Consider the following 25,852-nt stretch of genomic DNA (forward strand, 5'->3'; position numbering starts at 1 on the left):
CTCGACTGGCTTACCGGACAGGCGACCGGCGGTGTAGCCGCCAGCCGCTGCGGCGATGATCCCGGAGATCACCCACCACAGGCCTGCACCGATGCCGACCGTGCTGGCGGACGGGTTGGTGCCGTCCGTAGCGCTGATGCTGGTGAGACCAAGGCCCAAACCCAGCAAGTTGAGGATCAATTGCAGGATCAGCGCGATAAAGACACCGGCAAAAATTGCTCCCCAAGAGATGTGATGCAGGGCAATTGTTCTCAAATCTTCCGCAGGTGTTACCGGACTCCGGTGGGTATCGGATAGATCGGCCATACTGGTCCCCTCACAAACGTGTGAGCGGCTAACGCCTCCCTGAGCGGATGTTTCCAGGGCAAGTGCAATCGTTCTTTCAAAGAAAACTTGTGATCGTTTTATTGCGTTTGAGGCGTCTTGCCGTGAGCCTCAATCAGTTCGAACGATTTCAGGACTGCCGTGCCGATCATGGTGCCATCGACTTCGCCGGCCGCCGTTGACGGGAGCGTTGCAACCGCCTGCGCGTCGGTGCCATCGACCAGTCCCACGACGACCTGCAGCACCGCGTTGCCACGCTCGTCCACATCGCGAACCAGCGCGATTGCATAGCCGGCCGCCTGTCCGAAGAACGACAGCGCCTCGTGTTTTGCCGCCGTTTCTGTGTCTTGCCCCTGGCCGAAGTCCGGTCGGATCAGCTCGCCCATATCCGCCCAACAACCCGTTCGTTTCTTTGGCGTCAACCGCGTGTGGCAGCGAATGCCACCGGCAACCGGTTGGTTCCCGCGGTCGGTTTTAAGACTCCTCCACGTCCATCCGTGCGGCCGGCACAGGGTTGTTGGCCGTCACTGGCGTCCCCGCAGATAACGCCCGGTCCCACGCAATGAACCGTTCCGATGCCGCGGTACTTGCCCCATCGAGGGTGTGGCGTGGGCCACATTCGAGCACGACCGTGTACCGATTGAATTGAGGCGGAACCCTATGGCCACAAAAGAAAAAACCCTACCTGACGCTTTTTACGAGACGCTCAAGGATGTCTATTACGCCGAGAAGCAGTCGGTGAAAGCGCTGAAAAAGTCAGCGAAGGCCGCGCAGCACGCGGAGCTGAAGCAGGCGTTCGAGACCCACGCTGACGAGAGCGCCATCCAGGTCGAGAGGCTTCAGCAGGTTTTTGAGATCATCGGCAAGCCGGCGCGCGCCAAGACCTGCGAAGCCATGCAGGGCATCGTTTCCGAGATGGAGGAGGATCTTGAGGACTTCGGCGGTACGCCAGCCGCCGACGCGGTCCTTGCCGCATGTGCTCAGGCCGTCGAGCACTACGAAATCGCCCGCTATGGGACGCTCAAGACCTGGGCCAGCCAACTTGGCTACAACGACGCTGCCAAGCTGCTCGATGAGACGCTGCAGGAAGAAAAGAAGACCGACACCTTGCTGTCGAAGATCGCCCAGAAGATCAACGTCGATGACAGCAAGGGCGCCTGATAGCGGTCATGCAGAAAGGGCGTCGCGCTGCGACGCCCTTTTTTATCCGTCACGAAAGACGGCGCCTTCGTTCTTCTGAACGCTGATCGTTGACGCGTTGACGCCACCGCTGCGACGGATGCCAAACCTATCTCGGGACCCTATCGCGCCGATGGCTCAGAAGCTTCGCTAAACTGCTGACAGTGCCAATGAGCGATTCAGGCTTCGGCGTGCCGCGCCTTAAGCTCGACGGTAAGTGACCAGGCATCGGCAACGTCCGGCGCTGGCGTTGCTTTCCGCTCATCCCACTTCAAAAGACGAGGGCTAAGTTGGGAGGACGGGGCATGCCAGCTCCGGCTCTCTAGCTTCCACTAAGGCTGCGCTGATCGCATACGTGGAAAGCGTCATCGCCGATCCCATTCCAGATGGTTAGCGGAACCCATTGGCCAAATTGAGCTAACTGATCCCATCTCAGTGTCGCAGCGTAATAAGTCTAATTAGTATTTTTGGTAGTGAATTATACGCCCGCGACCTGACGTATCATTTGGGTTGTTCCGCTGCAATTTCGCACGAGTTCTTAAGTTACGATAATCATTCCAGTGATTTCGCAACCAGGTAAATCTGCCGATGCATATAGTATCGGTAGAACCTCCAAAATACTTAAGGATTATCTATGAAAAACTTTTCCAAGACCGCTTTCGGACTTGCTCTCGCAATCAGCGCTGCTGCTTCTCCGAGCCTTGCCCAGGACTTCAACAACCGTGGCTCAGGCTACGGCAGCGACGGAACTCTCAACGTGTGGGGAGCGAACCTCGATCCGGCTCGGACGCAGCGCGGCCCGCTTGGTACTGTTGGCAACGTCGTCGGTGGCGTGACTGGAGCCGTCGGAGGCGTTGTCGGAGGAACGGTTGGTGCGGCTGATGATATCGTCACCGGATCTATAGTTCCGCGTCGCGCCGACCGCGATGCCCGGTACAGCGACCTGGAGCAGGAAGACGAGATGGTCAATCAGGACCGGCGTGGTCGGAGCCGGGCCGCGTACTGATTTTTCAACCTGCTTTAAGTAGCAGACGGCAGGGCGAAAGCCCTGCCGTTTTGTTGTGAAGGTGCCGTCGGTTCAACGCAGTTTCAGTCTGACGAGCGATCCCGCACTCACTTTCCATCTATTATGTCGCAGGACCTTCGAGATCGTCTTGGTGTTGGCCTTCTAATCACGCCTGGAGATCAGCATGGACGCCAATCACCCGAGCCATTACGTCGGCCAGAACGTCAACACCGTCGATCAATTGAGCAGCGTGACACTTCTCGGCCTCGCCGTTTTCGGTGCTGTCGTTGTCGTGCTGGCAAATTGGCTGGTGTTTGGTTGAACGGGCACACTCAGATTGTACTCGGAGGCATAGGTTCTGCGTTTGGCCTACGTCCTCAATCAACTCGCCGCCGGCAGCTACGATCTGCTACTAGACTCGATGGTCGTTGGCAGTGTCGTGCGTGATCAGCAGCCACCAAGACATCGTCCGCAATGGCGGGCGGAGCTTCTAGACGACAGCTCGACCGTCCGAAGACCGTACCCGTTCACGAAGAGCGAACATCAATTCGGGTCGCTACTAGCAGTGACTGAGTGGTTGGAGAACGCAATGGTAGTGCAGCAAAAAACCAGAAGAGCACGATGACACGGATGATTGATAAGCGCTTTCGCAGCTATCTTCGGCACCGATAAGCTATCGGGTCGCATTGCGCCGACATGGGGCCGAATTGCAGGGACAACGACCCCATAGCCTTCAGCGCAAACCATGAAGTGCCCCATCTCCGAGATCCGGCGCAGGCTCTCGCAATGTCCACCCGCCTGCTGCACGGAAAGGATGTTCCTTGGCCGCTGATTCTCGCCCAGGTTTTGCTATAGCTTGCCGATAGCATGGAAGCCGACAAGCCAGAGCAGCAAAACTGCAGCGGCGCGGTCCAACGGCAGCTCTGTCGTTGAGGGGCTGACACGCTTCATCAACGCGTTCCGCAAAGAGCGCGGGCAATCCTGACGGGCATTGCAGGCTCCTGTAGCAAGTGGGGCAGCGGTAGATTTCACTCGGTACGAGGAAGTAATGCCAGAAAAAGAGCCGAAGCGACCTGAGGGCCGTGAGCCTGACGCCGAGCGTGAGAAGGTGGCAAATACGGAAAAGCAAGCGCCGAGGATGCCGGCGGAAAAAGACAAGCCGGCAGAGGGCTTGCAACCGGATCAGCTCACGACTGAGAACGGTAGGGGCGTGTTGGTCAGTTCCTAGAGCCCTAGATCGAGCCCTTCCTTCAGTGGAAGCAAGGGCCCATGCGATCTCGGGAGCCTCACGGATTGCCGAATCTTCACCACACCGCCTCCGATCTGAGTTAGACAGTGCTGGTGAGCTATGACCCATCCGTTGACCTGTCAGGAAAAGCCGCGCTTGGCATCTCAGGTCTGGATGAGGTGCTCGGCGGAGGGCTGACGCGAAACCGGCTCTATCTGCTGGAGGGCGATCCAGGCACCGGCAAGACCACGATCGCGATGCAGTTCCTGTTCGAAGGTGCGCGGCTCGGCGAACGGGGTCTGCACATCTCATTGTCCGAAACCGCGATCGAACTTCGCGAGACTGCCGTGTCCCATGGCTGGGCGTTCGGTGACGAGATTGCGATCTTCGAGATCAATCAAGCGGACAGCCTACTCGACGATAACCAGCAGCAGAGCCTGCTCTATTCCTCGGACCTGGAACTCGGCGAGAGCACCAAGGCGATTTTCGAGAAGGTTCAGGCGATCAAGCCTGTCCGTGTCGTTCTCGATAGCTTGTCGGAGATCCGGCTGCTCGCCGGCGGTTCGCTGCGCTATCGGCGCCAGATTCTCGCCCTCAAGCACTACTTCGCGCGCCAGGGCGCGACGGTGTTGATGCTCGACGACCTCACCAGTGACACGAGTGATAAGGCCGTCCACAGCATTGCCCACGGGGTAATCCGGCTTGAGGAATTGGCTCCCGATTACGGCGCCGAACGTCGCCGGCTCCGGGTGATGAAGTATCGCGGTCAGCGCTTTCGCGGGGGGCAACCACGATTTCACCATCGCGACCGGCGGCATCCGGGTATTCCCGCGCCTCGTCTCCCTGGAGCACAAGACCGCGTTCGACCGCGTGCCGCTGACCTCAGGCATTTCCGAGGTCGATACCCTGCTCGGCGGTGGCATCCATACCGGATCGAGCACTCTGATCCTGGGACCGGCAGGTACCGGCAAATCCCTGTTCTCGATCCAGTACGTCTGCGCGGCGGTGGCGCGTGGCGAGCGGGCCGCGATGTTCATCTTCGACGAGGAACTCGGCCTGCTGTTGGACCGCACACGCGTCATGGGCTTCGACCTTGAAGCGAAGCGCGGGAGCGGCCAGCTGGTGATCGAGCAGATCGACGCGGCCGAGTTGTCGCCGGGAGAGTTCGCGCACAAGGTCCGCAGTGTGGTCGACGACCTGCAAGCCAAGACCGTGGTGATCGACAGCCTGAACGGCTACCAGGCGGCGATGCCGGAGGGGGGCGCGCTGATCCTCCACATCCACGAATTGCTGCAGTACCTGAACCGTCAGGGAGCCGCGACCTTCGTCACCGTGGCCCAGCACGGGCTTCTCGGCGACAACATAAGGGCGCCGGTGGACGTGACCTACCTCGCCGACACGGTGATCCTGCTGCGCTATTTCGAAGCGATGGGACAGATGCGTCGGGCGATCTCGGTGATGAAGAAGCGCACGGGTCCGCACGAGGACACAATCCGCGAGTACAGCATCAGGAATGGCGGTTTGCGGGTTGGAGAACCGCTTCGAGAGTTTCAGGGCGTCTTGCGCGGCATCCCAACGTTGGTGGGCGAGAAGACGGCGTTGTGAGCGCAAAGCGTGGTCTGATGCCGCCTCGACCGCTACGGTGAACGCTTCATTGACCACATCCGCGCAATTGCTCGGATCAGCGGGCTCCATCACCGAGGCTCTGCGTTCTCCAGACACCTCAAGCGAAAGCGCCGCCCATGCTGATCCTCAATCCACTCACTGGCGAGACCGTCGAGATCAAGGTGCCGCGCCCTCGTACCTGAAAGGTCAAACGGTTCAGGCGTGGGTATGGTGACCCTATTGTCTCAGCTACTTGTGTGCAGTTGCGCGCAAAGCGCTAAACACGTCGGCGCCGAGCTGCTCGGTAGCTGATCAGGCCTTATCCGCCAGACTGAAACATCGCCTGGAAGACACCCTGGTCGCCGGCCAAAAGTGTCGGAGCGGGCGGGATATCTCGTCTGAGGCAAGGCTCGAAGCCAACGTACACGTCGAGCAGGCTCTGCTCCGGGACGCCCACGAAGAAACGATGGTGCATCGGTGTCTCTTGGATCAGCAACAGCATCATCTCACGGGAATGGTTGAGTGCAGCCGACTGCTCCGCGAATAGCTCCTCGATGCTAACGCTGAAGTCTGCATCAAACACCCGTGTCGCCCAAAGCATAAGATTCCTCTCGGGCCTGCGCCCGGCCGTGATGATCGGCGCTCACTCGTCGGTGCCCGGGCGCACGCCTAAGCTTGGTGCCTATCGGGCGCCGTGCCGTTGCGCACGCAGCTATAGAGGACGATGCGAAACGCACCGCCTCTCCGTCTTAGCCCCCCGTCTCTCGACGCTCGACACGCGTACAGCTCGACAAGTGCCGAACGTTGTCGATCCAGCGCTTCAGACGGCCGAGCACCAAGCCTGGGCATTAGAGGTGAAGCGTCGCGCCGGCTGTTGCTGCCAGAGGTACGGATGCGGTGTTCGCGGCGGCAACGGCGGTGTCCGCCTCTATGCCGACCACATCGTCGAACGAACGGACGGCGGAGCAAAACTCGCCCCGCTAACGGTCAATTGCTCTGTCCGAAGCACCACCAGATAAAGACAGCGCGGGTCCGAACTACACGGATGGCGGAAAGATCGGGCGCCTTACACTGTCGCAGGATGGGAAAGGTTACTGACTGCCGAAGCCGCCCTGGTCACGCTCGACAGCTTTCATGGCGTTCTCGAAAGCCTTGTTCTCGCTCGGGAATGCTCGGTCGGAGCGCTCGGCGAGCTTTCCATGCTTCCGAAGCGCCCAGCCATAATGGCCTTGGGGCTTCGTCAGCGGTTCGACGGTAATGGAATAGGGGTGCGGCACTTCTGTCGTCATGCCTCCCTATGACATGTGCCCCGACGGCCCGCCAAGACTCCCAGTGGGGCGTCAAAAGCACCAAAACAAGGGGATACCATGGAGCACCATCTGGCTAAGACGGCGCGCCACCGAAGGAGTCGAACGAGGATCTAACTTTCTCGGCGTCTTGGTCGGTGATCTGGACCGAGACCTTGACCTTGCCGGCCAGAGCCGGCTTGCCATCGTTGTCGGACTTGAGGTGTCCATCCTCCAGGTCGGCACGCGCTGCCTCTGTGCCTGCCGTGTTGGCATCCGAGGCCGAGCCAACCGTGACGGCGCTCCGATCGATGCCGTGTTCCTGCACGATATGCTCCACCGCCATCTCGGCGTCGCGGCGTGTCTTGAACTTGGCTGAGACGGTCTGCGGCATAAATGCTCCAAAGCTTTGTTTTGACCGGCAATCGCAATGGGCGTTCGAAGGTTCAATCGGTCAGGTACTCGGTCTCTTAATCGTAAAGTGGCTCCTTGCGCTGAACAATTGTCCGCGCCCTCGGTTGCACGAGCTCGGGTGTCTGCAGTGCTGCTCCGCCCGGCCTCAGAGCCCGCCCGTGATCCTCCTAGTTCATGGCGGGCTTTGTTGTGCTTAGACATTACCGTTCGCAAATATCAACGCCGCCCGCTTAGGCTTTATTCACGTCATACGTTGGGGTGCGACAGCCCAGAAGCTGCAATTAATTGAGACGTAGCGATCCCATCGCTGCATGCCATGCCAGCAGCTTCCGCCCCGATCCTGCCGGTATGGTCTCCCAGGAACTTGGCCCGCCCGGCATGCCGCGGCGGCCTTTTTCGTGGTCCGTCGAACTGTCAGCGCCGAAAGAAGTTTCGCGTCTCCAGATGCGGAGGAATGCGTGTCAGACACCAGCTCGATCACAGCTTCGTTTCCGACCCTCGAAGCAGCGCGATCTGCTTGCAAACGTCTGGCTCGCGCTGGCTTCGCCCGCAACAGTATCGATATCAAGCGGCGCCGCGACGACTTTGAAGTAAGCATATCCACGCGTGACGAGAATCGTCTGCGGGCCGAGGCGATCCTTCTAAGACCGGCTCGCGTCTTAGATGCTGGCCAGGCCGCCGATGGCGCACTGGACTTTGTTTATCGCAATCGTGGTTTGACCATCGGTTTGGCCGCGTTGGCAGGCTTTCTGCTGTTCGGGCTGACCAACCGACGCTGAGTTAGGGGCCGTCAGCGACACGGCCGCTTCATTCCCGGGAAGGCCGCGCGCGATCAGGCGCGACGGGCGGCCATGTTTGGCCGCGGCCGACCCGGGCTAGCAGCGATGTTCTTCTGATCTTACATCCGAGGCGTCACGGAACATGCTGCAATGACATACGAACTGCACCGACTCGCCCCTGGTAGCTATGACCTTCTGCTGAACGGCAGCATCATCGGCTCGGTGGTGCAGGAGATCACCCCCTCCGGGCACAAGAAGGGATGGTCTGCGGAGCTTCTGGACGATTCATCGCCGGAGCGGAGGCCGAGCCCGTTCATCGCAGCAGAGCATCCGTTCCAGTCGTTGGACGCGGTGACGGCCTGGCTCGGCGGCGCGGCTATCGTCGAGAGCGCCTACGCCTAGGCCCGCGCCAAGGCCGAGACTACCGGAATTCCCTATGGCGCTTCGCTACCGCGCCTTCGAAGTCGCCCTGCGCGATCCGGACCTGCTTGAAAGGGAAGCTGCAGTTGTCGGTCCCTGAGCTACCGGCCACGCACTGCGAATAGCGCTGAGCGCTGGCGGAGACGCTGTCGACGGCGCGTTTAGTATGTCCCGTCGGCATCGGTGCAGACAGCGAAAGCTGGCCCCGCGGCGAAGACGGCGATGCCGGCGGCGCAAAGGATTAATCGTTCCACATCCATAATCGGCACCTGCGGACGCGTGCTGGCGTCTCAGGGATTTTTGAAGCAGCCATGACCTCCGAGCCAACCTCAAACCGAATGGCTAAGGTCGCGGATCTCACGACCTCGCTCTCCAACGCAATCCTCCATGCCCATATGATGGGACGCGGGGTCACCGACGAGCAGGTACACGCCTTGGCGAAGGCTGCGAGACTGTTTCACGACCGCGGCGAGGCCTGGCCACCTATCCTTGAGCAAGTCCTACACGAATTGGCCCGTGAACCTGACGCAGAGAACGACGCGGACCCGTCGGTTGACGAACCTGTCCAGGTTGAGGCTCCCGTCGCGGAGGATCTGCGTGGCGATGAAAAAGGCGTGAAGCGCTTCCTCAGCGCGTTGAATCGAAAAAGGGATTGAGCGCTGAAACCTTAGCCGTTCTCGCGCGTATACGTCTCAGAACGTATCCAGCCCCCAAGCGCGTTCACCCCTCCGACCCGCCCCGGCTTGCCGTGGCGGGTTTCTTTTTGCCGCTGAACATTCGGCCGCGCGATCGGTTATCCAGCCGCTGGTGCGCCAGCATCCCTCTCTTAGATCGCGACTTGGCCCGCCCGGCGAAAGCTGGTGCGGGCTTTTCTGTGTTGTGCAGCCTGCGGGAGACATTCACGCAGAGCGGGGGCAGGCATGGCGGTGGCGCGGTAGAGCCAAGCCCGATCAGGCCGAGCCGTGTCTTCCAAAGCTCGCCCGGTTCGTCGTGGCGGCCTTTCTTTTGCGCTTGATCCGACCCGCGCAAAAAACCATCTCCCGCGCTCGGGAGCGTTTCATTTCAGCACGTAGCCCGGCTGCAGAGCCCGCCCGGCCTTCTGGCGTTTCACGGTGCGGGCTCTGTTGTGTCTGCCTATCGCCGCCGATGCTTAAGAGGATTACTAGGACAAACTGCTGCTGCCCCCATCATCGGCTGGCGTCCGATCCTTTCTAGCGAGCCGTTCGTGCAACGGTTCATGGTCCGCGCCTTCAAGGTCGGAGCCATCGACAGGACTCGTTGGAGGTTGAACGTCTCGAGCGCCAACATTCACTCGTTCGGCCTCATCCGGCGGCGAATGCTTCACGCGGTAGTCATCGTCTGATGGACCTTCGCGATTGGCGTCCGACGTCGGACTTGGATCACCTCCAGCGCTCGGCGTCGGAGGCGCTCCGCTCGGTGTGTTTAGCTTGTCGGGATCATGTTCGCCGGCCATCGTCAGTGCTCCTTCGTGACGAAGCTGGCTGACGTAGCGCCAATGAAACTATCGGCAAGATAGTGCGCGGATATCACGCATTCAGTGCATTGTACTAAGCGGGCGCGACCCATCGATTGTGTTTTTCGCGCTGAACATTTCGCGGTGCGCTGGGTTCATCGGTCCTGAGGCTTTACTCTCCCTTGCTGAACAGCCTCGGCCTCAAAGCCGGCTGCGGACCGATCCCGTAGTGGGCTTTGTTTTGTCTGGGCTGAACCGAGCAGCGGGATCAACGTTGTCCCGGCGCCAGTTCCTCCCCATCGCTGGCACAGCCTCAGCCCGCCCGGTTCGCCGCGGCGGGCATTTTATTGTATTCGACTGAACCGACACCGCATCGGCTGGTTCAGCCCGCTCTGGCGTTCCATTGCTCATAGCTGCTCGACTTCAGGGGCCGCGCGGCGTTTTCTAAAAACCGTCGCGGGCGCTGTCGTGTCCCAGGTCACGAAGCCGCTGAAGAGCGTGCCAGCGACGTTCAACGCCCGCGCCGAGACCGTGGCCGAGAAGCCCATGTTCCGCGAGGCCTTCAAGAAGCGGCGCTGCATCATCTCCGCGAGCGGCTTCCTGCACGATGGTCGTCACAGAGCCATCGGATTGGATGGAGCCCTATCACGACCGCATGCCGGTGATCCTCGACGGCAAGCAGATCGACGCTTGGCTTGACGGCTCAGCCGGAACCGAGATCCTAACGCCGGCCGAAGACAGCGCTCTGAAGGAACGCACCGTTTCGAAACGCGTCAACAAGGTCGGCAACGACGACGATCCGACCCTGATCGAGCAAGAGACGGCGTAACGACGTCAGTCGAAATGGGCCCTCCGCGAAGCACCACATTGTCCCCTGTCAAGAATGGTTCGCCACCGGTCGGGCTCTAGCTTGCCCGTATCCTGACGTTGGAGTCGACCATGACAGCACGTGCGGCGGCCAAGGCTATTCGAGGTGGACGGGCCCTCTGGATTTCGTCTCGCCGACCAATGCCGACCAGCCCGCCCATTCCGGCTGCGGACGAATGCCGAGATTCGACGCCTCCGAAGCCACTCACGGCCGCCGATCTCATCCGCGGGCCGCTCGGTCGGCGTGATGGGGGAGTTCTCGATACGGGACCTTGGCCCGCGATTGGGACGAAAGGTGCTTGACCTGTCGCCATCTTCGCCTTTGCGTACGAGATGTCGCTATCGGCGTGAACCTCGAGTAATTCGGCCTTTAGCTCCCCAAGCGGCCCTGAGGGTCTCCGGCATCGACGGCCAGTTCGACGCATTGCTCCTGCCTGTCCGCGAGTTGGGCGCGCAAATCGCATTTTTCTCGGACTGGGCGAGAAACGGGGCCAGCACGGCCGAATCCTTGGCTCCGACCAGGGGTCAAATCCAAATGCGCTAAATGAGATGCTGGGCGACCTCCAGCATCTCTTTCATCGCTGCGCTAGCTTCTCGATATGCTGGAGTTCCGGCGTCCCAGTTTCCGACGGAAATCGCGTCGACCATACGCTCAGCTTCAGATTGCGCCTTCGCGGCAGCCTTGCTGAAACGGTCCCGTACAGCCTGATCGACGTCTGGACGAGCAATCATGGCGTCCACGGCCTTCTGAGCGGCTCCTCCGCGCATCTCTGCGATGGCGCGTGTAGGCTTTGCGGCCCCGACGAGAACGTTTGCTAGGTTACGCTTCCAGTACCCGATATCAGCAGCGAGCCGCGTCAGCTCGGCGCTCTCGGATACATCTTGATCGCTATTCAATGCCGCCTGAGCCAATCCTTCGGCTTTCACGAGGCGCTTAGTAATGTTCTCGATCTCGGATCGCGTTTTCGTAGCCTTTTCCGCGATGCCTTGGACGCTGCTGGAAACTTCTGCCGTCGCTGCGCGCTGCTGATCTATCGTCGCGGCGAGGCTCTGGCTCATGTCGTTGGTTTGCGCAATCTGCGCGCTCGCATTCTCAACCCGAGTACCGAGGCCAGTGACAATAAGGCTTCCCTTTTCAACAGCTTCACGGCTCTCTGCTACCGCGTGGGATATATGCTCCATCTCGCTTTGAAGAGTGGCGAGACCGGCACGAATCTGCTCGGTAGACTTTGCAGTCTGTCCCGACAGCGCCTTTACTTCTGCGGCCACGACGGAGAAGCCGCGCCCTGCCTCTCCGGCACGAGCGGCTTCAATGGTAGCGTTCAGCGCGAGCAAGTTCGTCTGGCCAGATATCGACGCGATCGTGTTGGCCATTCCGCCGATGTCAGCAATGGCACGCTGCAGTACGGTGAGGCGCTGATCGATTTGGTGGGTACGAGCTTCAATCGCTTCCATAGCTTTTTGAGCCTGTTGAACATCGTCCCAGCATGCGGACATCGCTTCTCGGGCAGCGAATGCGTTACGGCCAGCGGAGTGAGATGTTTCGGAGACTTCACCGATAGAAGCCGCCAGCTCTTCGACAGCACTTGCTATAGTTTGTGTCGACTGCGCAATCTCTCCAATGTCGTATGTCGTCCAGCCTACGTTGATGGCCGCCTCAGAAGCTTCCTTCGCTACCGCAGCAAGCTTGAGCCGGTTGGACTTTCCCTTATCGAGGCGACACATCTGGATAGCAATCAATGCTTGGCCAATGTCGCCTTTTGGCAAGTCTGCTGCTATTATAAGTTGAGCGCGCGCAAGCCGCTGCATTGCTTCTAGAAGGCGCTTTGGATCATCCTCTGCTTTACGATCGGTCGCCGCGACAGGCAGATGAGCTGTCGATACCTGCCGTGCGAACACACCGAACATGCAAAGCTCCGGAATTAAGTTTCCTGATTATGGCCTCGAAAGCTTAACTATCATTCAAGCCTTGGGTCCGTCGGCAAGACCAATCCCTGCCCGCCTCCGGTGGATGCCGGGCACAATGCCGAGCGTCGACGAGCTCAGGACTTGTTATTCGGATCTCTCAGCGCCTGGATCCCCACTGCCGCGACGACAATCGCAGCGGCGGCTGGCGAGGGCTTAGCAGCCTTCGCCAGCCGAGCAGCTCTCAGGCTCGCAATATTCTCATCGCGTTGCCGAAGCTCGGCATCGACCTCAGCCCATACTCTAATAGTCGTATCTGCGTGGTTCAAGGTTTTCGCCACCCGCGTCTCGCCACGGCCGGCGCTACGGCGTTGATCCTGGTACATATTTCTCTCTCACGATCTATCGAAGACGCATCCGCCAATGAGACGTGAAACGCCTCATACGTTTACGCAAGTATTCATCGACGTAATTCCGGAAATCTAGCGCTATAAAAATAATTTTTATTTAGGCGCGCAAAATATGTACAACTTTAACCCAGCATATAATTGGAATTCCACAGAACTTGTTCGATTATTGATCCTTCAAACGCCCAGGCTACGCTGCGCTCGTCTTCCCAGCGGCTAATAGAGGGTCGGGCCTGCCGCCTTCTACCACCAATCCACAAGTCAACCGATCACCCAGACGATGAAGGCCAAGCCTGCCCAGATACCAACCACGGGTAAGGCAACCGACCAGCGGGGCTCGGGGCTTCGGCCATAAGCTAAGTTATGCAGGATCGAGCTGGGACAGAAGATCGAACTCATCGGCACAAACAGCTACTTATCTCCTGCTCGCGCCAACGAATGCCGAAACTCGTCCGGCATGGAGCCTAAGTTGGCTCACTCACCCAGCCGGCTTTAAAGGATAGAGACGCGCGGTAGATTGCTTGACCTTTGTCGCCTCTAATCACCACGACAAGCTCACGATTGCCGGTGTCTCCAACAACATCTTTATTTATATCGCTGAGTTTCGAGATTGCCTTGATGCGCGCCGCATTTGCATCAGGCAGCTCGTCTCCGGAATTGTCTACGATCAATTCGCGGTCCGTTACATCGAAGAAAAAACGAGGCAATACTATCTCCATCTACGCCGAAAATGCGCCGCAAACGTTGGTAAGCAATCCTTCGATGCTTACGACCGTCTTAGCTCAATTAGCGCGTTTGTATAAAGTGTAATATGAGAAAAATCAGCGGCTTATCTGAGGATCAGCGTCGCGCTTCAAGCTGACATGATTTGGCGAAACAGTATATGACTTATGTTTGGTTCATAAAATATTTGTCTGCGTCACTGTTGCACTCAGTTTTGAGTGTCCTCTATCGGCTTAGGCTGCGTTGACTCTTTGTCGCGTTACCGCAGCTCGGAGTATGCCGTGTACAATCCTTTCTTCTCCACGATGATGCTGGCGCTCGAAGCCCAGAAGGTGATCGAGCTGCGGATCGTTCGTCTGTCTTGGGGCGGCCGCGAAGGCCGAGCCGAGATGCAGGCCATGGTGATCGAAAAGGTTCATGCTGGCATGGAAGCTGCCACCACACTGATGGCCGGCGGCTCGCCAGAAAGAGTGATTGCTCGATATCGCGAACACGTCGCAACCAACACAAAACGGCTGACAGCGGCTTAGTGGATATGCCCCGGCCGTTCCTCGCTCTGATCGCGTTCATCTTCCTTGGGGTGCTCGTCATCGGCTCGCTCTTCATGGCCACCGGTCCGATGCAGGACCAAGCGCGGAGCCCCCACGAAATCGGCAGGGCCGAGAACCAACTGCCGTAGCTCCCGAGGGGCCAGCATACGATCGTCTGCAATGCTATCTCTGAAATTCCGGCATCAGGTGAGCAACGCGACGCTCGGGCGATCGACTTCGAAGCAATCGGCCGGTTCGGGCAGGTTCGCTCGCCGACGGCCGATTTGTCAGAGCAGACGCTCTGCGACTGAGTGATGGATCAGGCGTTAACCTACCAGACACTGTGGGAAGGAATGATCATGAAGCTCCGCCATGCGGCCCCAGCACTATGTTGCCTGCTGCTCGCTACGTCAGCAGCTAGCGCCCAGTCACCCAAAGCTGCCGTTTTCGACTTTCAGTTGGCCAATCTCGGCGCTCAAGGACCAACCGATGCGGACATCGCTCGGCTTGGCCCTCTCAGTGATTTGCTTCGCCAGCAATTGAAGGATAGCGGACGATACGAAATCATCGCTATTGAGCCGGTCAAGGATGAAGTGAAAAATAGTTCTGATCTGCGAAAATGCGGCGGATGTGCTGATGATTTTGCGCGCAAGCTCGGCGCCGATATTGCGATCACTGGCGAAGTCCAGAAGGTTTCAAATCTCATTCTGAACATCAACGTATATGTAAAAGATCTAAAAAACGGCGGGGCTGAGAAAGCCTACAGTGTTGATATACGTGGCGATAACGATCTCTCATTCGATCACGGCGTGAAATATCTCGTGAAGAACAATATGCCGATAAGCGGAGACGGACGGAAGCCGTAACGCAAATTTGGCCGGGGCCTAACCGATCTTTCGGCTGCCCAACGCAGAGCAACCAGAGTGATGGGTCGAACGTAGCCTCGAGCGGTTTGCGCAGTGCCGCGGCGGATGCGGCTCGACACGATCGGTTTGCTCGAGACAAAGCGCATCGGCTGAGTGGGCGGAGGGCGTCGACAGCATCACGGAGATTCCCTGTCAGGACCTCCGAGCGCCAATCACCGACTTTTTCCTACGGTAGGCGGCGCAGGACAGCATCTCCTCAACTCGCTGCGAGCAAAAAGTGGTCAGCCTGGTCCGCCAAGTCTGGCCATTTTGTTAGGCTCGCCTCAAGCAGCCATGCGCCGACCGCGGCCCTTGGGCTCCTCGGCGACTGCTTCTTGCTCCTTCGGAAATGGACTTAGCTTCGTTCGCATTCCGAACGACGAGCTGCGTTGTCCCGATCACGCCGCTTTCGACCCATTTTGGTCGTTCTGCCCTGAGGAGCATCTGCTCCGAAGCGGACATCGGCGCCGACAGATTGGCGGCCCAGATGGGCTATGTCCAAGCTGCCCAATTTATAGCGCGATACAGAGAATTCAGACATTCGGCGTTATCTTGAAAAGTTCAGAAAAGATATGATATAGAACTGTGTTAATCAAATAATATATCGTAAATACGACCCGTATTGTCAAATATTGATATGTTCACACTATTTCAGACTCGTCACCGCATCGAAGATCGAATTGAAGACATTCTCATCTTCGTCATGACGATAGCGATGATGGTCCGCGGCATCCTTGGGACTGATGCCGTATTTCAGTTTGAAGGCGCGGCTGAACGCGGCAATGTTCGTGAAGCCGTAAAGGTGGGCAACATCTGTGATGCTGCGGCGTTCGGCGGCCGCGAGAGTGCGCCGTGCAGCCCTGAGCCGGTAGGCCTGGATGTAGGAATGAACACCTCCGTCCGCCTTGAACAGGCGGAACAGCGTCGCACGCGAGATACCGACGTTGTGGCAGATGGCCTCGGTTGTCAGAGAGGGCGAAGTCAGGTTGAGCTCGATATAGCGCTTGCAGCGAACAACTGCAGCAGTCTCCAGGCCTGCCCTTGCTTTCGCGATTTGATGTCGCGTCGGCTCTAGGGCGGCGGCGAGGATATGTGCGGTCGCTCGACTCAGCCCATCTGCCTCGGATGCCGTCAGCAGGTGCGCGGATTGAACGACCATTCGCATGTGCTCAGCAACGAGGTGGCCGAAGCCTCCGCGCAAGACCGTCCCGTGGAACACTTCCGGGTCCGGTAGCGTGCTTGCGACGAGCTCACGCGAGAGGCTGAGAATGAGCGACCCGCTCTCCGGTGCCGCGTGCCGCCGAAACGGGCGCGACAAGGTGTTCACCGTTATGGCGCCTGCCGGGACGTGAAAGCGTGCGTCACCCATTTCCACGTCGAAGTCCGACGAGGTCAGATGAAGCACGATGTGATCGAGCCCATCCGACTTCACGCGCTGCGGAGATCGAGCAACGGATTGTGGCGAAGCCGACATCTCGCTCGCCATCATGGCTCCGAGATTCGTCGACGTCAGACTCGCATGAAAATTCTGGACATCACTGCCGATTTCATGCGTGACGCCTAAGATTCCGCGCCACGTTTCGAACCGATCGTCGCTGTTCACCTGCTTCGTGTCGAACGTCACGCGAGGCAGAGTTCGGGCTGACATTCTTGAACAACTCAATCGAACAACGGCATGCGAGCAACGAAGTTCGCGGCTAGTGGCAAGCTTTACCTTAATCGATCCTTATCCATCCTGGCTACGGTGTGACCACCGCCAGTGCGATGCTGTCTTACGCAAGAAATACGCGTGTCTAAAATGCAACATACTCTTGCATAAACGCAATTTATAGATGCCCACAAGCTGCTGAGACTCCAAGCCAAATAATTGAGACGCTGGGCCATCGCATCGATATCTGATCCCCCATATGGCTCGGAGAGCGAGCGCCCCAATACAATCCGCTGACCGGAGAACGGCGCCTGGCTTGTGCTTCTCAAGGGGCCGGACGTGTCGAGTGTAACGAGTTCTGCCGGTGCTGCGCGCAATCGGCTGCGTGGGCTTTGGCTCGCATCGACCGCCCTGGTCGGGTTCACTTTAAGAACTCAGGAAGCACCTCCCGTTTCGCGCAACTCGCTATGCCGATGGGAGCGACCGGCCAGCTTGCTTGCCCACTTTAGAGAGTGGAATGCTGTCCTAGCGAGCCTGACAGCGGCTCTGCCGAAGCGTCAGCGCAAGGTGCGCCCCGCGGCCCGGATTGGCCGGCGCCGGGCAGCAGCCCTAATCGCTGCCGCAAGTCTGTTAGTTGGGATTGCGGGCGATCCGGCCGCTGCTCAGACTGCCAATACCTTTTCCGTGACGAACGCCAACGACAGTGGACCCGGTTCGCTGCGCGACGCTCTCAATAACGCCAACAGCGCAGGCGGCACCGTCGATTTCAGCATCGGCCAAGCGATCACCCTCAACAGCGCATTACCATACATCACCGGCAATGTGACGTTCGGCAACGCTGGCGATCTGTCCGTCCAGGTCAACGGGCCCGGCGCAGGAGTCCGGGCGATTACCGTCAGCACCGGCGGCACGTTCACCAATCAGGTCGGACTGACCGTTTACCAAGGTAACGGCATCGAAATCGATCCGATTTCGAACGGCGGCAAGGTGGTCAACCTCGCCGGAGCCCGGATCGAAGGCGAGGGCAGCGGTGTCATCCAGAATGATGTCGGGGCTGGCGCATTCACAGTCGTCAATTCCGGCCTGATCCAGGGTGACCAATACGACGGCATTTCCCAGCATGGCTCGGGGACCCTCACCGTAACCAATACCGGCACCGGTATCGTCTACGGGGCGAACGGAACGGGGTCAGGTGCCGGCTACGGCGTGGACAGCGATGGCGGCGGCAAGCTGACGTTGGTCAACGAAGCCGGCGGCAAGATCATCGGCAATTACGGTGCCCGGGCGGCAAATGCCACCGGTGCGATCTCCAACGCCGGCACGATAGCGTCGGGATCCTACAACGGGAGCACGATAACGGTAGGCGGCCAAGTCGGCATCCTGCTCGATGCCGGCGGTTCCATCACCAACGCCGCCACGGGTGTGATCCAGGGCAACAGCCGCGGAATCACCGCAAACGGCGCGCTAACTCTGACGAACTTGGGCAGCATCACAGGTATCGATGGCGTCGGCATCACAGCCGGTGCATCGACCGTACTCAATGCCGGCGAGATTTCGACCGGGTCGAATTTCGGCCTCGCCGTCGGCGGTGGAACGACGTCCGTCACCGTCACCAATGCATCCACCGGCCTGATCAAGGGCGGATCGGACGGAAACTACGGATACGGCATGCTGAGCAACGGCTCGGCCCTCACCATCAACAACTATGGCACGATTAACGGCAGCCAGGGCGGGATCTTGTCTCTCGGCAACGGGTCGTTCACGGCCAATCTGTTTGCGGGCTCGACCACGGGTGCGATCGTCGCCCAGTCTGGCGCCAACGCGGTTTCAGTTTACACCGGCACCGGCGCGACCGGCACAATTACCGCGCAACCCTATCAGGACGCAGTGTCGGGAACGCAGGGAAGCGTCACACTGCAGAACGCCGGTGCGCTCGCAGGGGCCAGCGTCGGCAACATCACGGCCACCGGCAATGGAACCACCCTCGCCCTGAAGCTTCTAGGCAATGGCGACGGCGGCACGAACGGCGCGGTCGGCTCGATCGCCGGCATCATCTCCGGAGCGGTGGCGGTCACCAAGGCCGATAGCGGTATCTTCGCACTGAGCGGCGCCAACACCTATACCGGCGCGACCACGATCTCCGGCGGCACGCTCAAGGCCGGCTCGACCACGGGCTTCTCCGCCAACAGCGCGTTCACGGTCGGCGCCAACACGTATCTCGACCTCGGCGGATTCAATTCGACGATTGGTTCGCTCGGCGGAGCGGGCACGGTGACCAATTCCGGCACCGTAGCCGCCACGCTCTCAACCGGCGGACTGGACCAGTCGTCGACTTTCTCCGGCGTCATTCAGAACGGCGCGAATGCCGCCGCTAGCACCGGCCTGAACAAGATCGGCACCGGCACGCTGACGCTGTCGGGAGCCAACACCTATACCGGTACGACCACGGTTTCGGCTGGCGCGATCCAAGCAGGCGCGGCCAACGTCATCAGCAACGCGAGCGCCGTCTTCGTCAACGGCGGCACCTTCGACTTGAACAACCACGACCAGTCGATCGGATCGCTCAGCGGCAACGCCGGAACCAGCGTAACCCTCGGCTCGGCCACGTTGACAGCCGGCAGCGATAACTCGGGTAGCGCGTATCGTGGTGTCATTTCTGGCACCGGCAGCTTCACCAAAACCGGGAGCGGAGTCCTGTTCCTGACTGGAGCCAATACCTATAGCGGCTCCACAACGATTCAGGGTGGAAGCCTTAACATCGGGCAAAGTGGTACGGGCTCGATTACTTCGACCAATCTCGTCATCACCGGCGGTGAGCTTCGCCTTAACAGCGCTTCCGCGGCACCAGTGAACTCGGTCGTCACGCAGACGGGTGGCCAGTTCGTCGTCGGTACGTCTCTGGAGGTTGGATCGCTCAGTGGCAGCGGCGGCGCCGGCGTCCTGTTCAGCGCGGGCGCCACTCTGACGACCGGCCGTAACGGCACGGCCGACACCTACGGCGGCACCATCGGCAGCGACGGCAACGGCGCCCTGACCAAGACTGGCACGGGCACGCTGACGCTCACCGGCGCCAACACCTATACCGGCGCAACCACGATCTCTCGTGGCACGCTCCGAATCGGCGACGGTACGGGAGCCGGCAATGCTGGCCGGATTGGCCAGGATGACGCTGGCACCGTCTTCAGCAACGTCGCTACGACCGGCGGCACGCTCATGATAGCTCGGACCGACGCCTACACCTACGGAGGCGTCATCTCCGGCTCGGGCGCGCTTGTCCAACTGGGCACCGGCACGACCACGCTTACCGGCGCAAACGGCGTAGGCAATCAGTTCACCGGCGCAGCCAACGTTGTCACGGGCACCCTGGCGGTCAATGGGACCTTCGGCGACACCGTGCGCAACAGCGCGGTCGTCTACGTCAACACCGCTGGCACGCTGCACGGCTCGGGCACCATTGCCGGTTCGGTCGTTGTCGGCGGCGGCGGTACGGTCTCGGCCGGCAACTCGCCGGGTACGCTGACGGTTGGCGGCGACTATACGCTAGGCGGCGGTTCGACCTCACTGTTCGAGCTCGGCGCGCCGGGCGTGGTCGGGGGCGCCAACAACGACCTGATCAAGGTCGGCGGCAACCTGCTGGTGAATGACGGCAGCACCCTGGCGCTCCGGACGGTAGGGGGCGGTCAGATCGCCAGCGGCTACTATACGCTGTTCGACGTGACTGGCACGACCACCGGTCGCTTCGATACCGTCACCAACGGTGGCACGGCGGCTACCTCCGACCTGACGCAGATCGTGACCAATGGCGGCGTCGGTCCGTCGCAGTACAACATCCTCCTCGCCGGCAACGGGCAACTCGTCCAGTTCTGGGATGGCGGCAATCTCTCCGCCAACGGTGCCGTCGATGGCAGCGCGGGAACGTGGGATGCCACCCGCACCAATTGGACGACGCAGGACGGGGCCGCCAACGACCAATGGCGTTCGCAGGTCGGTGTCTTCGGGGGCGCTGCCGGCGGCGCGGTGACGGTCAACGGCGCGCAGAGCTTCGAGGGCCTGCAGTTCAGGACCGACGGCTACGTGCTGTCCGGCGATACGCTGAACCTCGTCGCCGACAGCGGGATCACAGGCGCCACGGCGGCTTCGATCACCACTGACAGCGGTGTCGGCACGACCATCGGCAACGTGCTTCAGGGCTCGGCCGGGCTGACGAAATTCGGTAGCGGCACGCTCACCCTGACCGCTGCCAACACTTATACGGGTCTCACGACGGTGACGGGCGGCACCCTCTCCATTGCCGCCAGCGGATCGATCACGTCGTCGGTGACCAACGCTGCCACCTTCATCAATGCCGGCAGCGTCGCCGGCAGCCTGGCCAATTCGGGTACGGCCAGCAACTCCGGCACGATCGCCGGCGGTCTGACCAACACGGCCGGCACCACGACCAATACCGGCACCATCAATGGCGGCGCGACGATCCTGGCCGGCACCTTCAACACCGATGTCACGACCAGCGTGGTCAATGGTGCGGTGTCCAATAGCGGGACGGTGAACGCGCAAGGCCAGATCAACGGCAGCGTCGCCAACACTGCAGGTGCGGTCTTCACCGTGGTCGGCGGCCTCTCCGGCATCGACCGTTTCACCAATGACGGCGCGCTGGCGCTCTCCGGCAACGACCTGAGCGTCGGTTCGCTCGCGGGCTCGACCGCTGCCGCGAGCATCGCCGGTGGGGGTACGCTGTCAGCTGGCAGCGACAATACCTCGTCGGGCTATGCCGGCATGATCTCTGGCGCGACCGCGCTGACGAAGCAGGGAACCGGCACGCTCACCCTGTCGGGCGCGAACACCTACACCGACGCGACCACGATCGCGGCCGGCACGCTGCAGGCGGGCGCGGCGAACGCCTTCTCGTCCGGTTCGGCCGTGACGGTGGCGTCGTCCGGCCGGATGGATCTGAACGGCTTCAACCAGGTGATCGCCTCGCTGAGCGGTGCCGGTGGCGTGACGCTCGGTTCGGGCACGCTCGCTACCAGCGGCAGCAACGCCTCGACCAGCTATGCCGGTGTGATCTCGGGCACGGGCGGTCTCACCAAGACGGGGACCGGCACCTTCACGCTGTCGGGTGGCAACACCTATACCGGCGCGACGACGATCTCGGGCGGCACGCTGACGCTGGCCTCCGGCGGCAGTCTGGCGGGCTCGGTCAACAATGTGGCGACCTTCACGAGCGCCGGCAGCATCGCCGGTGGCCTGACCAATACCGGCACGGTGACCGCCTCGGCCGGTCGCATCGACGGCACCATCGCCAACAATGCCGGCAGCGTGACCATCTCTGGGGCCGTGGCGAGCAACGGCACCTTCGCCAATGCCAATGGCGCGACCCTCGCAGTGACCGGCAGCGGCGCCTACGGCCTCGCTGGCCTGTTGACCAATGCCGGCAGCCTCACGGTCGCGTCGGGTGGCAGCCTGACGGCACCGGCCGGGATCAACAATTCCGGTTCGATCACGGTGGCCCAGGGCGGCAGCATCATCGATGCCCTCGTCAACAGTGGCAGCGTCGCCAACAACGGCAGCTACACCGCCGACGTGACCAACACGGCCTCCGGCAGCATCACCAACACCGGCACCTGGTCCACGGTGACCGGACCGTTCGTCAATGCCGGGACGCTCGCCACCAGCGGTGTCCTCAATGGTGGCTTGGCCAATACGGGCACCGTCCAGGCCTCGGGCCAGATCAACGGCGCGGTCTCGAATGCGGCTGGTGCCAGCATGACCCTGACCGGCGCCCTGACCGGTGTCGCCAGCCTCGCCAATAATGGCACGGTCGATCTCGGCGGCACGGCCTTCACGGTCGGCTCGCTCTCGGGCACCAGCACGGCGGCGGTGATCCGCAACGGCGCCCTGACGGCAGGCGGCGACAACAGCTCGACGAGCTATGCCGGCGCCATCGCCAACGGCGCGGCCGTCACCTCGTTCACCAAGACCGGTACTGGCAATCTGACGCTGAGCGGCACCAGCACCTATACCGGCGCCACGACGGTCCAGGCCGGCACGCTGACGGTCGAGGGCAGCCTCGCCTCGTCCGTGAGCGTGGCCAGTGGTGCGCTCCTCGCCGGCTCGGGCAGCACCCGGGCCCTGACCGTCGCCTCCGGCTCGAGTGTCTCCCCAGGCGCGAGCCCCGGCGCGGTCGGCACGCTGAACGTCACCGGCAACATCCTGTTCTCGAGCCAGTCGCTCTACCAGGTCGACGCTACGGCGCTCGGCCAGTCGGACCGGATCACGGCAACCGGCACAGCCACGATCCAGGGCGGCACGGTCCAGGTCACGGCGCAGGCAGGGCTCTACAAGCCGACCACCAGCTACACGATCCTGAGTGCGGCCGGTGGCGTGACGGGCCAATTCTCGAAGGTCACCTCGAACTTCGCCTACCTGACGCCGTTCCTGACCTACGACGCCAATGACGCCATTCTGCGGCTTGCCCGCAACGACCTGCAATTTGCGTCGACGGCGCAGACCCGCAACCAGGCGGCTGTTGCCAATGCGGCCCAGGCGGCGGGCGTTGGTGCGCGCCTCTACGATGCCATCGCCGTGCTGTCGGCGCCGCAATCGCGGGGAGCCTTCGATGCGCTCTCGGGCGAGATCCATGCGAGCGCAGTCACGACCCAGTTCGAAAACGCCTTCCTGGTGCGTGAGGCGATCCTGGACCGGCTACGCTGGGGGAATGCGACGGGCTTCGGCAACGACACGCTCGGCATCGGCCAGCGCTTCGCGCCCGGCACGACCTTGCCGGCAGCCTACACGGCCGACCTGCCGGGCCGGGCCAGCGCTCCGACGCCGGTCACCGCGCTCCTCGTCGATCCCAACCCGATCGCGGTCTGGGGCCAGGGCTTCGGTTCGTTCGGCTCGACGGCGAGCGACGGCAACGCCGCTCGCCTCGCCCGCCAGACCTCCGGCTTCGTGCTCGGGGCCGATGCGCGGGTCGAGAACAACTGGCGCCTCGGCGCGGCCGGCGGCTACAGCTTCACCAATTTCGACGTCACCGGGCGGCAATCCTCGGGGACGATCGAGAGCGGCTATGGAGCGCTCTATGCCGGCGGCCCGCTCGGCGGCCCGCAGAGCCCGCTGCAACTGCGCCTCGGCGCGACCTATGGCGGCAACAGCCTGACCACGCGCCGCGGCATCGCCTTCGCCGGCTTCAACGAGAATGCCAGCGCCCGTTACGGCGGCACCACCGCCCAAGGCTTCGGCGAGATCGGCTACCGGATCGGCGCGACGGCGGCATATGTCGAACCGTTCGTCGGCGCTGCCGCGATCCGGATCAGCCGCAACGGCTTCACCGAGATCGGGGGCGCCTCGGCTCTGACCGCGCAAGGTCGCGACTACGACCTCGGCACCTCGACCATCGGCCTGAGGGCGGAAGCGCGGATCTCCGAGGTGTTCGCGACCAACCTGCCGATCATGGTGCGCGCGCTGGTCGGCTACCGCCGGGCCTATGGTGACGTGGTTCCCTCGGCACTGCTCGCCTTCGCCGGCGGCCAGCAATTCGTGTCGGCTGGCTTGCCCATCGACCGCGATGCGCTCGTGGCCCAGGCCGGCATCGACTGGCAGATGGCCCCGAGCACGACGCTCGGCGTGGGCTATACCGGCCAGGTCGGACAGCGCGCCCAGGACCATGGCGTGAAGGGCAACTTCGTCTACCGGTTCTGAGACGCAGCTACGGACAAAGGCCCGCGGGATCGCCAAGACCTGCGGGCCGCAGCCTAAGAGCGGACTTTCAAGACCGTCCGCTCCCCGCCCTGCGTACCTCCCCTTCAGGCCAGCTCGCCATGTTCCGCTTCGCCACGACGCCCCGAACGATCGCGGTCGCTCTTGCTCTGCCCACCACCGCCGCGCTTCTTGCGGCTGGCCTGACCTGGCCAGTGGATGCCCAGCCGAACAAGCCTGCGGCACAGGCCGCTCCGCAGGCGGCCCCTCAACCCGCGCCCAGGGTCGTCCCGGCCGAGCCTGGCGCCACCACCGCGAGCTTCGGCGACTGGGTGCTGCGCTGTCAGCGCGGCGGCACGCCCGAGAAGCCAGCCCGTGTCTGCGAAGTCGGCCAGAGCATGCAGATCCAGGGACAGACCCAGCCCATCGCCCAGATCGCCATCGGCCGAACCGGAGCTGCCGAACCGCTGCAGGTCACTGTCGTGCTGCCCTCGAACGTCGCCTTCCCGAGTAGCGTGCGTATCCTCGCCGAAGAGAAGGATACGCCCGGCTATGAGTTGCCCTGGCGGCGCTGCCTGCCCGGCGCCTGCATCGCCGACACCTTAGTCAAGGACGAGGCTCTCAAGCGCTGGCGCACCACCAACGAACCCGGCCGAATCGTCTTCAAGAGCGCAGCCGGCCAGGACGTCGCCATCCCGCTCTCATGGCGAGGACTGCAACAAGCCCTCGATGCTCTGGGCAGAGAGCTGGGTTAAACTCGCGTTCAGTGATTTGAAGTTTGAATGTCTGCTCCATGGGAACTCACGACCGAAAGCAGACTGGCAAGAATCCACCCATTTCGGTCATCGGCGGTCCGCTGCTTACGTCCGTTTCCGAGCATGCAGGTCGCATTCCGGAACGACCAAGTCGGGCGCGAAGCCGCCGGAAGACAGGGACGACGACGTGCACATGCCTCTGACACGGGCACTGGACTGGCTCGCCGAGCGCCTGCTCGGCGTCCCGGTCGTCTATGTCCCCGGGAACCATGATTTCTGGTGGGACCGCGGAGAGTAGCGCTACACGATCCACGACCAGCTTAACCGAGGGCGCGAGCGGGCGGCCACTCTCGGCATCCACCTGCTGCTCGACGCGGCCTTGGTCATCGGCGGGACGCGCTTCCTGGGCGGCACGCTTTGGACGGATTTCCGGCTCGGCTCATTCAGCCTGACCCACGGGATGCGGTCAGCCCAGGGCCGCAATGGCATGGTGGACTACCGGCGCATAAGAACCGGTCAACGTTCACGCGACCGGATCGAGCCGGCCGAGATCCTGGGTGTCAAACGGCGTTTAACATTGGCTCTGACTCACTCTCGCTGATGCCGTGGGCGTTGAGGTTGCGGACATCCATGATGGAGCCGCAGCATGCGTCATCGCTTTCGCTCGTCGAGCCTCGTACCCACTGGATTCCTCGTCGA

The 25,852-nt window shown here is 61.4% G+C and carries 20 protein-coding genes and 3 pseudogenes; 14 read left to right on the forward strand and 9 right to left on the reverse strand.

Going from position 1 to position 25,852, the window contains the following annotated elements; all coding sequences use genetic code 11:
- Together HCU64_RS24780 and HCU64_RS24785 are read right to left on the reverse strand one after the other, a co-directional pair.
- Window positions 1–306 (reverse strand): annotated as a pseudogene (locus HCU64_RS24780) (PhnA-like protein); the annotation flags it as partial.
- A gap of 98 nt (window positions 307–404) precedes the next feature.
- The gene (locus tag HCU64_RS24785) at window positions 405–710 is read right to left on the reverse strand and encodes a hypothetical protein (RefSeq protein ID WP_233387124.1); all 306 of its coding nucleotides are present in this window, start codon (window positions 708–710) and stop codon (window positions 405–407) included.
- 274 nt (window positions 711–984) lie between these two features.
- On the opposite strand from HCU64_RS24785, the gene HCU64_RS24790 reads away from it, so the two are divergent.
- The 4 genes and pseudogenes from HCU64_RS24790 (at window position 985) to HCU64_RS24805 (ending at window position 5,342) form a co-directional block, all read left to right on the forward strand.
- The gene (locus tag HCU64_RS24790; RefSeq protein WP_233387126.1) at window positions 985–1,485 is read left to right on the forward strand and encodes a YciE/YciF ferroxidase family protein; all 501 of its coding nucleotides are present in this window, start codon (window positions 985–987) and stop codon (window positions 1,483–1,485) included.
- A gap of 652 nt (window positions 1,486–2,137) precedes the next feature.
- The gene (locus HCU64_RS24795) at window positions 2,138–2,509 is read left to right on the forward strand and encodes a hypothetical protein (RefSeq protein WP_233387128.1); all 372 of its coding nucleotides are present in this window, start codon (window positions 2,138–2,140) and stop codon (window positions 2,507–2,509) included.
- Between the two features lie 184 nt (window positions 2,510–2,693).
- On the forward strand, window positions 2,694–2,831 hold the full coding sequence (locus tag HCU64_RS24800; protein WP_233387129.1) for a hypothetical protein: 138 nt from the start codon (window positions 2,694–2,696) through the stop codon (window positions 2,829–2,831).
- A 1,043-nt stretch (window positions 2,832–3,874) separates the two neighbouring features.
- A pseudogene (locus tag HCU64_RS24805) lies at window positions 3,875–5,342 on the forward strand (ATPase domain-containing protein).
- A 319-nt stretch (window positions 5,343–5,661) separates the two neighbouring features.
- On the opposite strand, the gene HCU64_RS24810 reads toward HCU64_RS24805, so the two are convergent.
- From HCU64_RS24810 to HCU64_RS24820, 3 genes are all read right to left on the reverse strand, one after another.
- A complete protein-coding gene (locus HCU64_RS24810) occupies window positions 5,662–5,943 on the reverse strand; it encodes a hypothetical protein (RefSeq protein WP_233387131.1) in 282 nt (93 codons plus the stop codon).
- A gap of 490 nt (window positions 5,944–6,433) precedes the next feature.
- The gene (locus HCU64_RS24815) at window positions 6,434–6,631 is read right to left on the reverse strand and encodes a hypothetical protein (RefSeq protein ID WP_233387133.1); all 198 of its coding nucleotides are present in this window, start codon (window positions 6,629–6,631) and stop codon (window positions 6,434–6,436) included.
- 94 nt (window positions 6,632–6,725) lie between these two features.
- The gene (locus HCU64_RS24820) at window positions 6,726–7,022 is read right to left on the reverse strand and encodes a hypothetical protein (protein ID WP_233387135.1); all 297 of its coding nucleotides are present in this window, start codon (window positions 7,020–7,022) and stop codon (window positions 6,726–6,728) included.
- A 478-nt stretch (window positions 7,023–7,500) separates the two neighbouring features.
- Here HCU64_RS24820 and HCU64_RS24825 point away from each other — a divergent pair, with 478 nt between their 5' ends.
- The 3 genes from HCU64_RS24825 to HCU64_RS24835 all read left to right on the forward strand — a co-directional run bounded on the left by HCU64_RS24825 (window position 7,501) and on the right by HCU64_RS24835 (window position 8,897).
- Window positions 7,501–7,821, forward strand: coding sequence for a hypothetical protein (locus HCU64_RS24825; RefSeq protein ID WP_233387137.1), 321 nt, complete (start codon window positions 7,501–7,503; stop codon window positions 7,819–7,821).
- Between the two features lie 150 nt (window positions 7,822–7,971).
- Window positions 7,972–8,223 carry a hypothetical protein gene (locus HCU64_RS24830; protein ID WP_233387139.1) on the forward strand — a complete coding sequence of 84 codons (252 nt, stop codon included), beginning with the start codon at window positions 7,972–7,974 and terminating at the stop codon, window positions 8,221–8,223.
- Window positions 8,224–8,552: 329 nt separating this feature from the next.
- On the forward strand, window positions 8,553–8,897 hold the full coding sequence (locus tag HCU64_RS24835) for a hypothetical protein (protein ID WP_233387141.1): 345 nt from the start codon (window positions 8,553–8,555) through the stop codon (window positions 8,895–8,897).
- A 1,225-nt stretch (window positions 8,898–10,122) separates the two neighbouring features.
- Here the strand turns inward: HCU64_RS24835 and HCU64_RS25505 are convergent.
- The gene (locus HCU64_RS25505) at window positions 10,123–10,299 is read right to left on the reverse strand and encodes a hypothetical protein (RefSeq protein ID WP_233387163.1); all 177 of its coding nucleotides are present in this window, start codon (window positions 10,297–10,299) and stop codon (window positions 10,123–10,125) included.
- On the opposite strand from HCU64_RS25505, the pseudogene HCU64_RS24845 reads away from it, so the two are divergent.
- Window positions 10,214–10,544: pseudogene (locus HCU64_RS24845) on the forward strand (SOS response-associated peptidase). The gene HCU64_RS25505 and the pseudogene HCU64_RS24845 overlap by 86 nt on opposite strands.
- 578 nt (window positions 10,545–11,122) lie before the next feature.
- Here the strand turns inward: HCU64_RS24845 and HCU64_RS24850 are convergent.
- Window positions 11,123–12,490, reverse strand: a complete 1,368-nt coding sequence (locus HCU64_RS24850; RefSeq protein WP_233387143.1) for a methyl-accepting chemotaxis protein — start codon at window positions 12,488–12,490, stop codon at window positions 11,123–11,125.
- 868 nt (window positions 12,491–13,358) lie between these two features.
- Entirely contained in the window at window positions 13,359–13,601 is a 243-nt protein-coding gene (locus tag HCU64_RS24855; protein WP_233387146.1) for a DUF6894 family protein, read from the reverse strand.
- Between the two features lie 321 nt (window positions 13,602–13,922).
- Between HCU64_RS24855 and HCU64_RS24860 the strand changes: the two genes are divergently transcribed.
- The 3 genes from HCU64_RS24860 to HCU64_RS24870 all read left to right on the forward strand — a co-directional run bounded on the left by HCU64_RS24860 (window position 13,923) and on the right by HCU64_RS24870 (window position 15,013).
- Window positions 13,923–14,147, forward strand: coding sequence for a hypothetical protein (locus HCU64_RS24860; RefSeq protein WP_267922706.1), 225 nt, complete (start codon window positions 13,923–13,925; stop codon window positions 14,145–14,147).
- A 5-nt stretch (window positions 14,148–14,152) separates the two neighbouring features.
- On the forward strand, window positions 14,153–14,296 hold the full coding sequence (locus tag HCU64_RS24865) for a hypothetical protein (protein ID WP_233387150.1): 144 nt from the start codon (window positions 14,153–14,155) through the stop codon (window positions 14,294–14,296).
- Between the two features lie 210 nt (window positions 14,297–14,506).
- Window positions 14,507–15,013 carry a DUF3280 domain-containing protein gene (locus HCU64_RS24870; RefSeq protein ID WP_233387152.1) on the forward strand — a complete coding sequence of 169 codons (507 nt, stop codon included), beginning with the start codon at window positions 14,507–14,509 and terminating at the stop codon, window positions 15,011–15,013.
- 685 nt (window positions 15,014–15,698) lie between these two features.
- On the opposite strand, the gene HCU64_RS25510 is transcribed toward HCU64_RS24870, so the two are convergent.
- Window positions 15,699–16,676, reverse strand: a complete 978-nt coding sequence (locus tag HCU64_RS25510) for a helix-turn-helix domain-containing protein (protein ID WP_233387154.1) — start codon at window positions 16,674–16,676, stop codon at window positions 15,699–15,701.
- Between the two features lie 708 nt (window positions 16,677–17,384).
- Here HCU64_RS25510 and HCU64_RS24880 point away from each other — a divergent pair.
- From HCU64_RS24880 to HCU64_RS24890, 3 genes are all read left to right on the forward strand, one after another.
- Window positions 17,385–24,401, forward strand: coding sequence for an autotransporter-associated beta strand repeat-containing protein (locus HCU64_RS24880; protein ID WP_233387156.1), 7,017 nt, complete (start codon window positions 17,385–17,387; stop codon window positions 24,399–24,401).
- Window positions 24,402–24,520: 119 nt separating this feature from the next.
- On the forward strand, window positions 24,521–25,153 hold the full coding sequence (locus HCU64_RS24885) for an invasion associated locus B family protein (protein WP_233387159.1): 633 nt from the start codon (window positions 24,521–24,523) through the stop codon (window positions 25,151–25,153).
- 193 nt (window positions 25,154–25,346) lie between these two features.
- Complete coding sequence (locus tag HCU64_RS24890; RefSeq protein ID WP_233387161.1) at window positions 25,347–25,451, forward strand: metallophosphoesterase; 105 nt, start codon at window positions 25,347–25,349, stop codon at window positions 25,449–25,451.
- The last annotated feature ends 401 nt before the right edge of the window (window positions 25,452–25,852 follow it).

The organism is Methylobacterium sp. C25, from assembly GCF_021352225.1.
Taxonomy (GTDB): Bacteria; Pseudomonadota; Alphaproteobacteria; order Rhizobiales; family Beijerinckiaceae; genus Methylobacterium.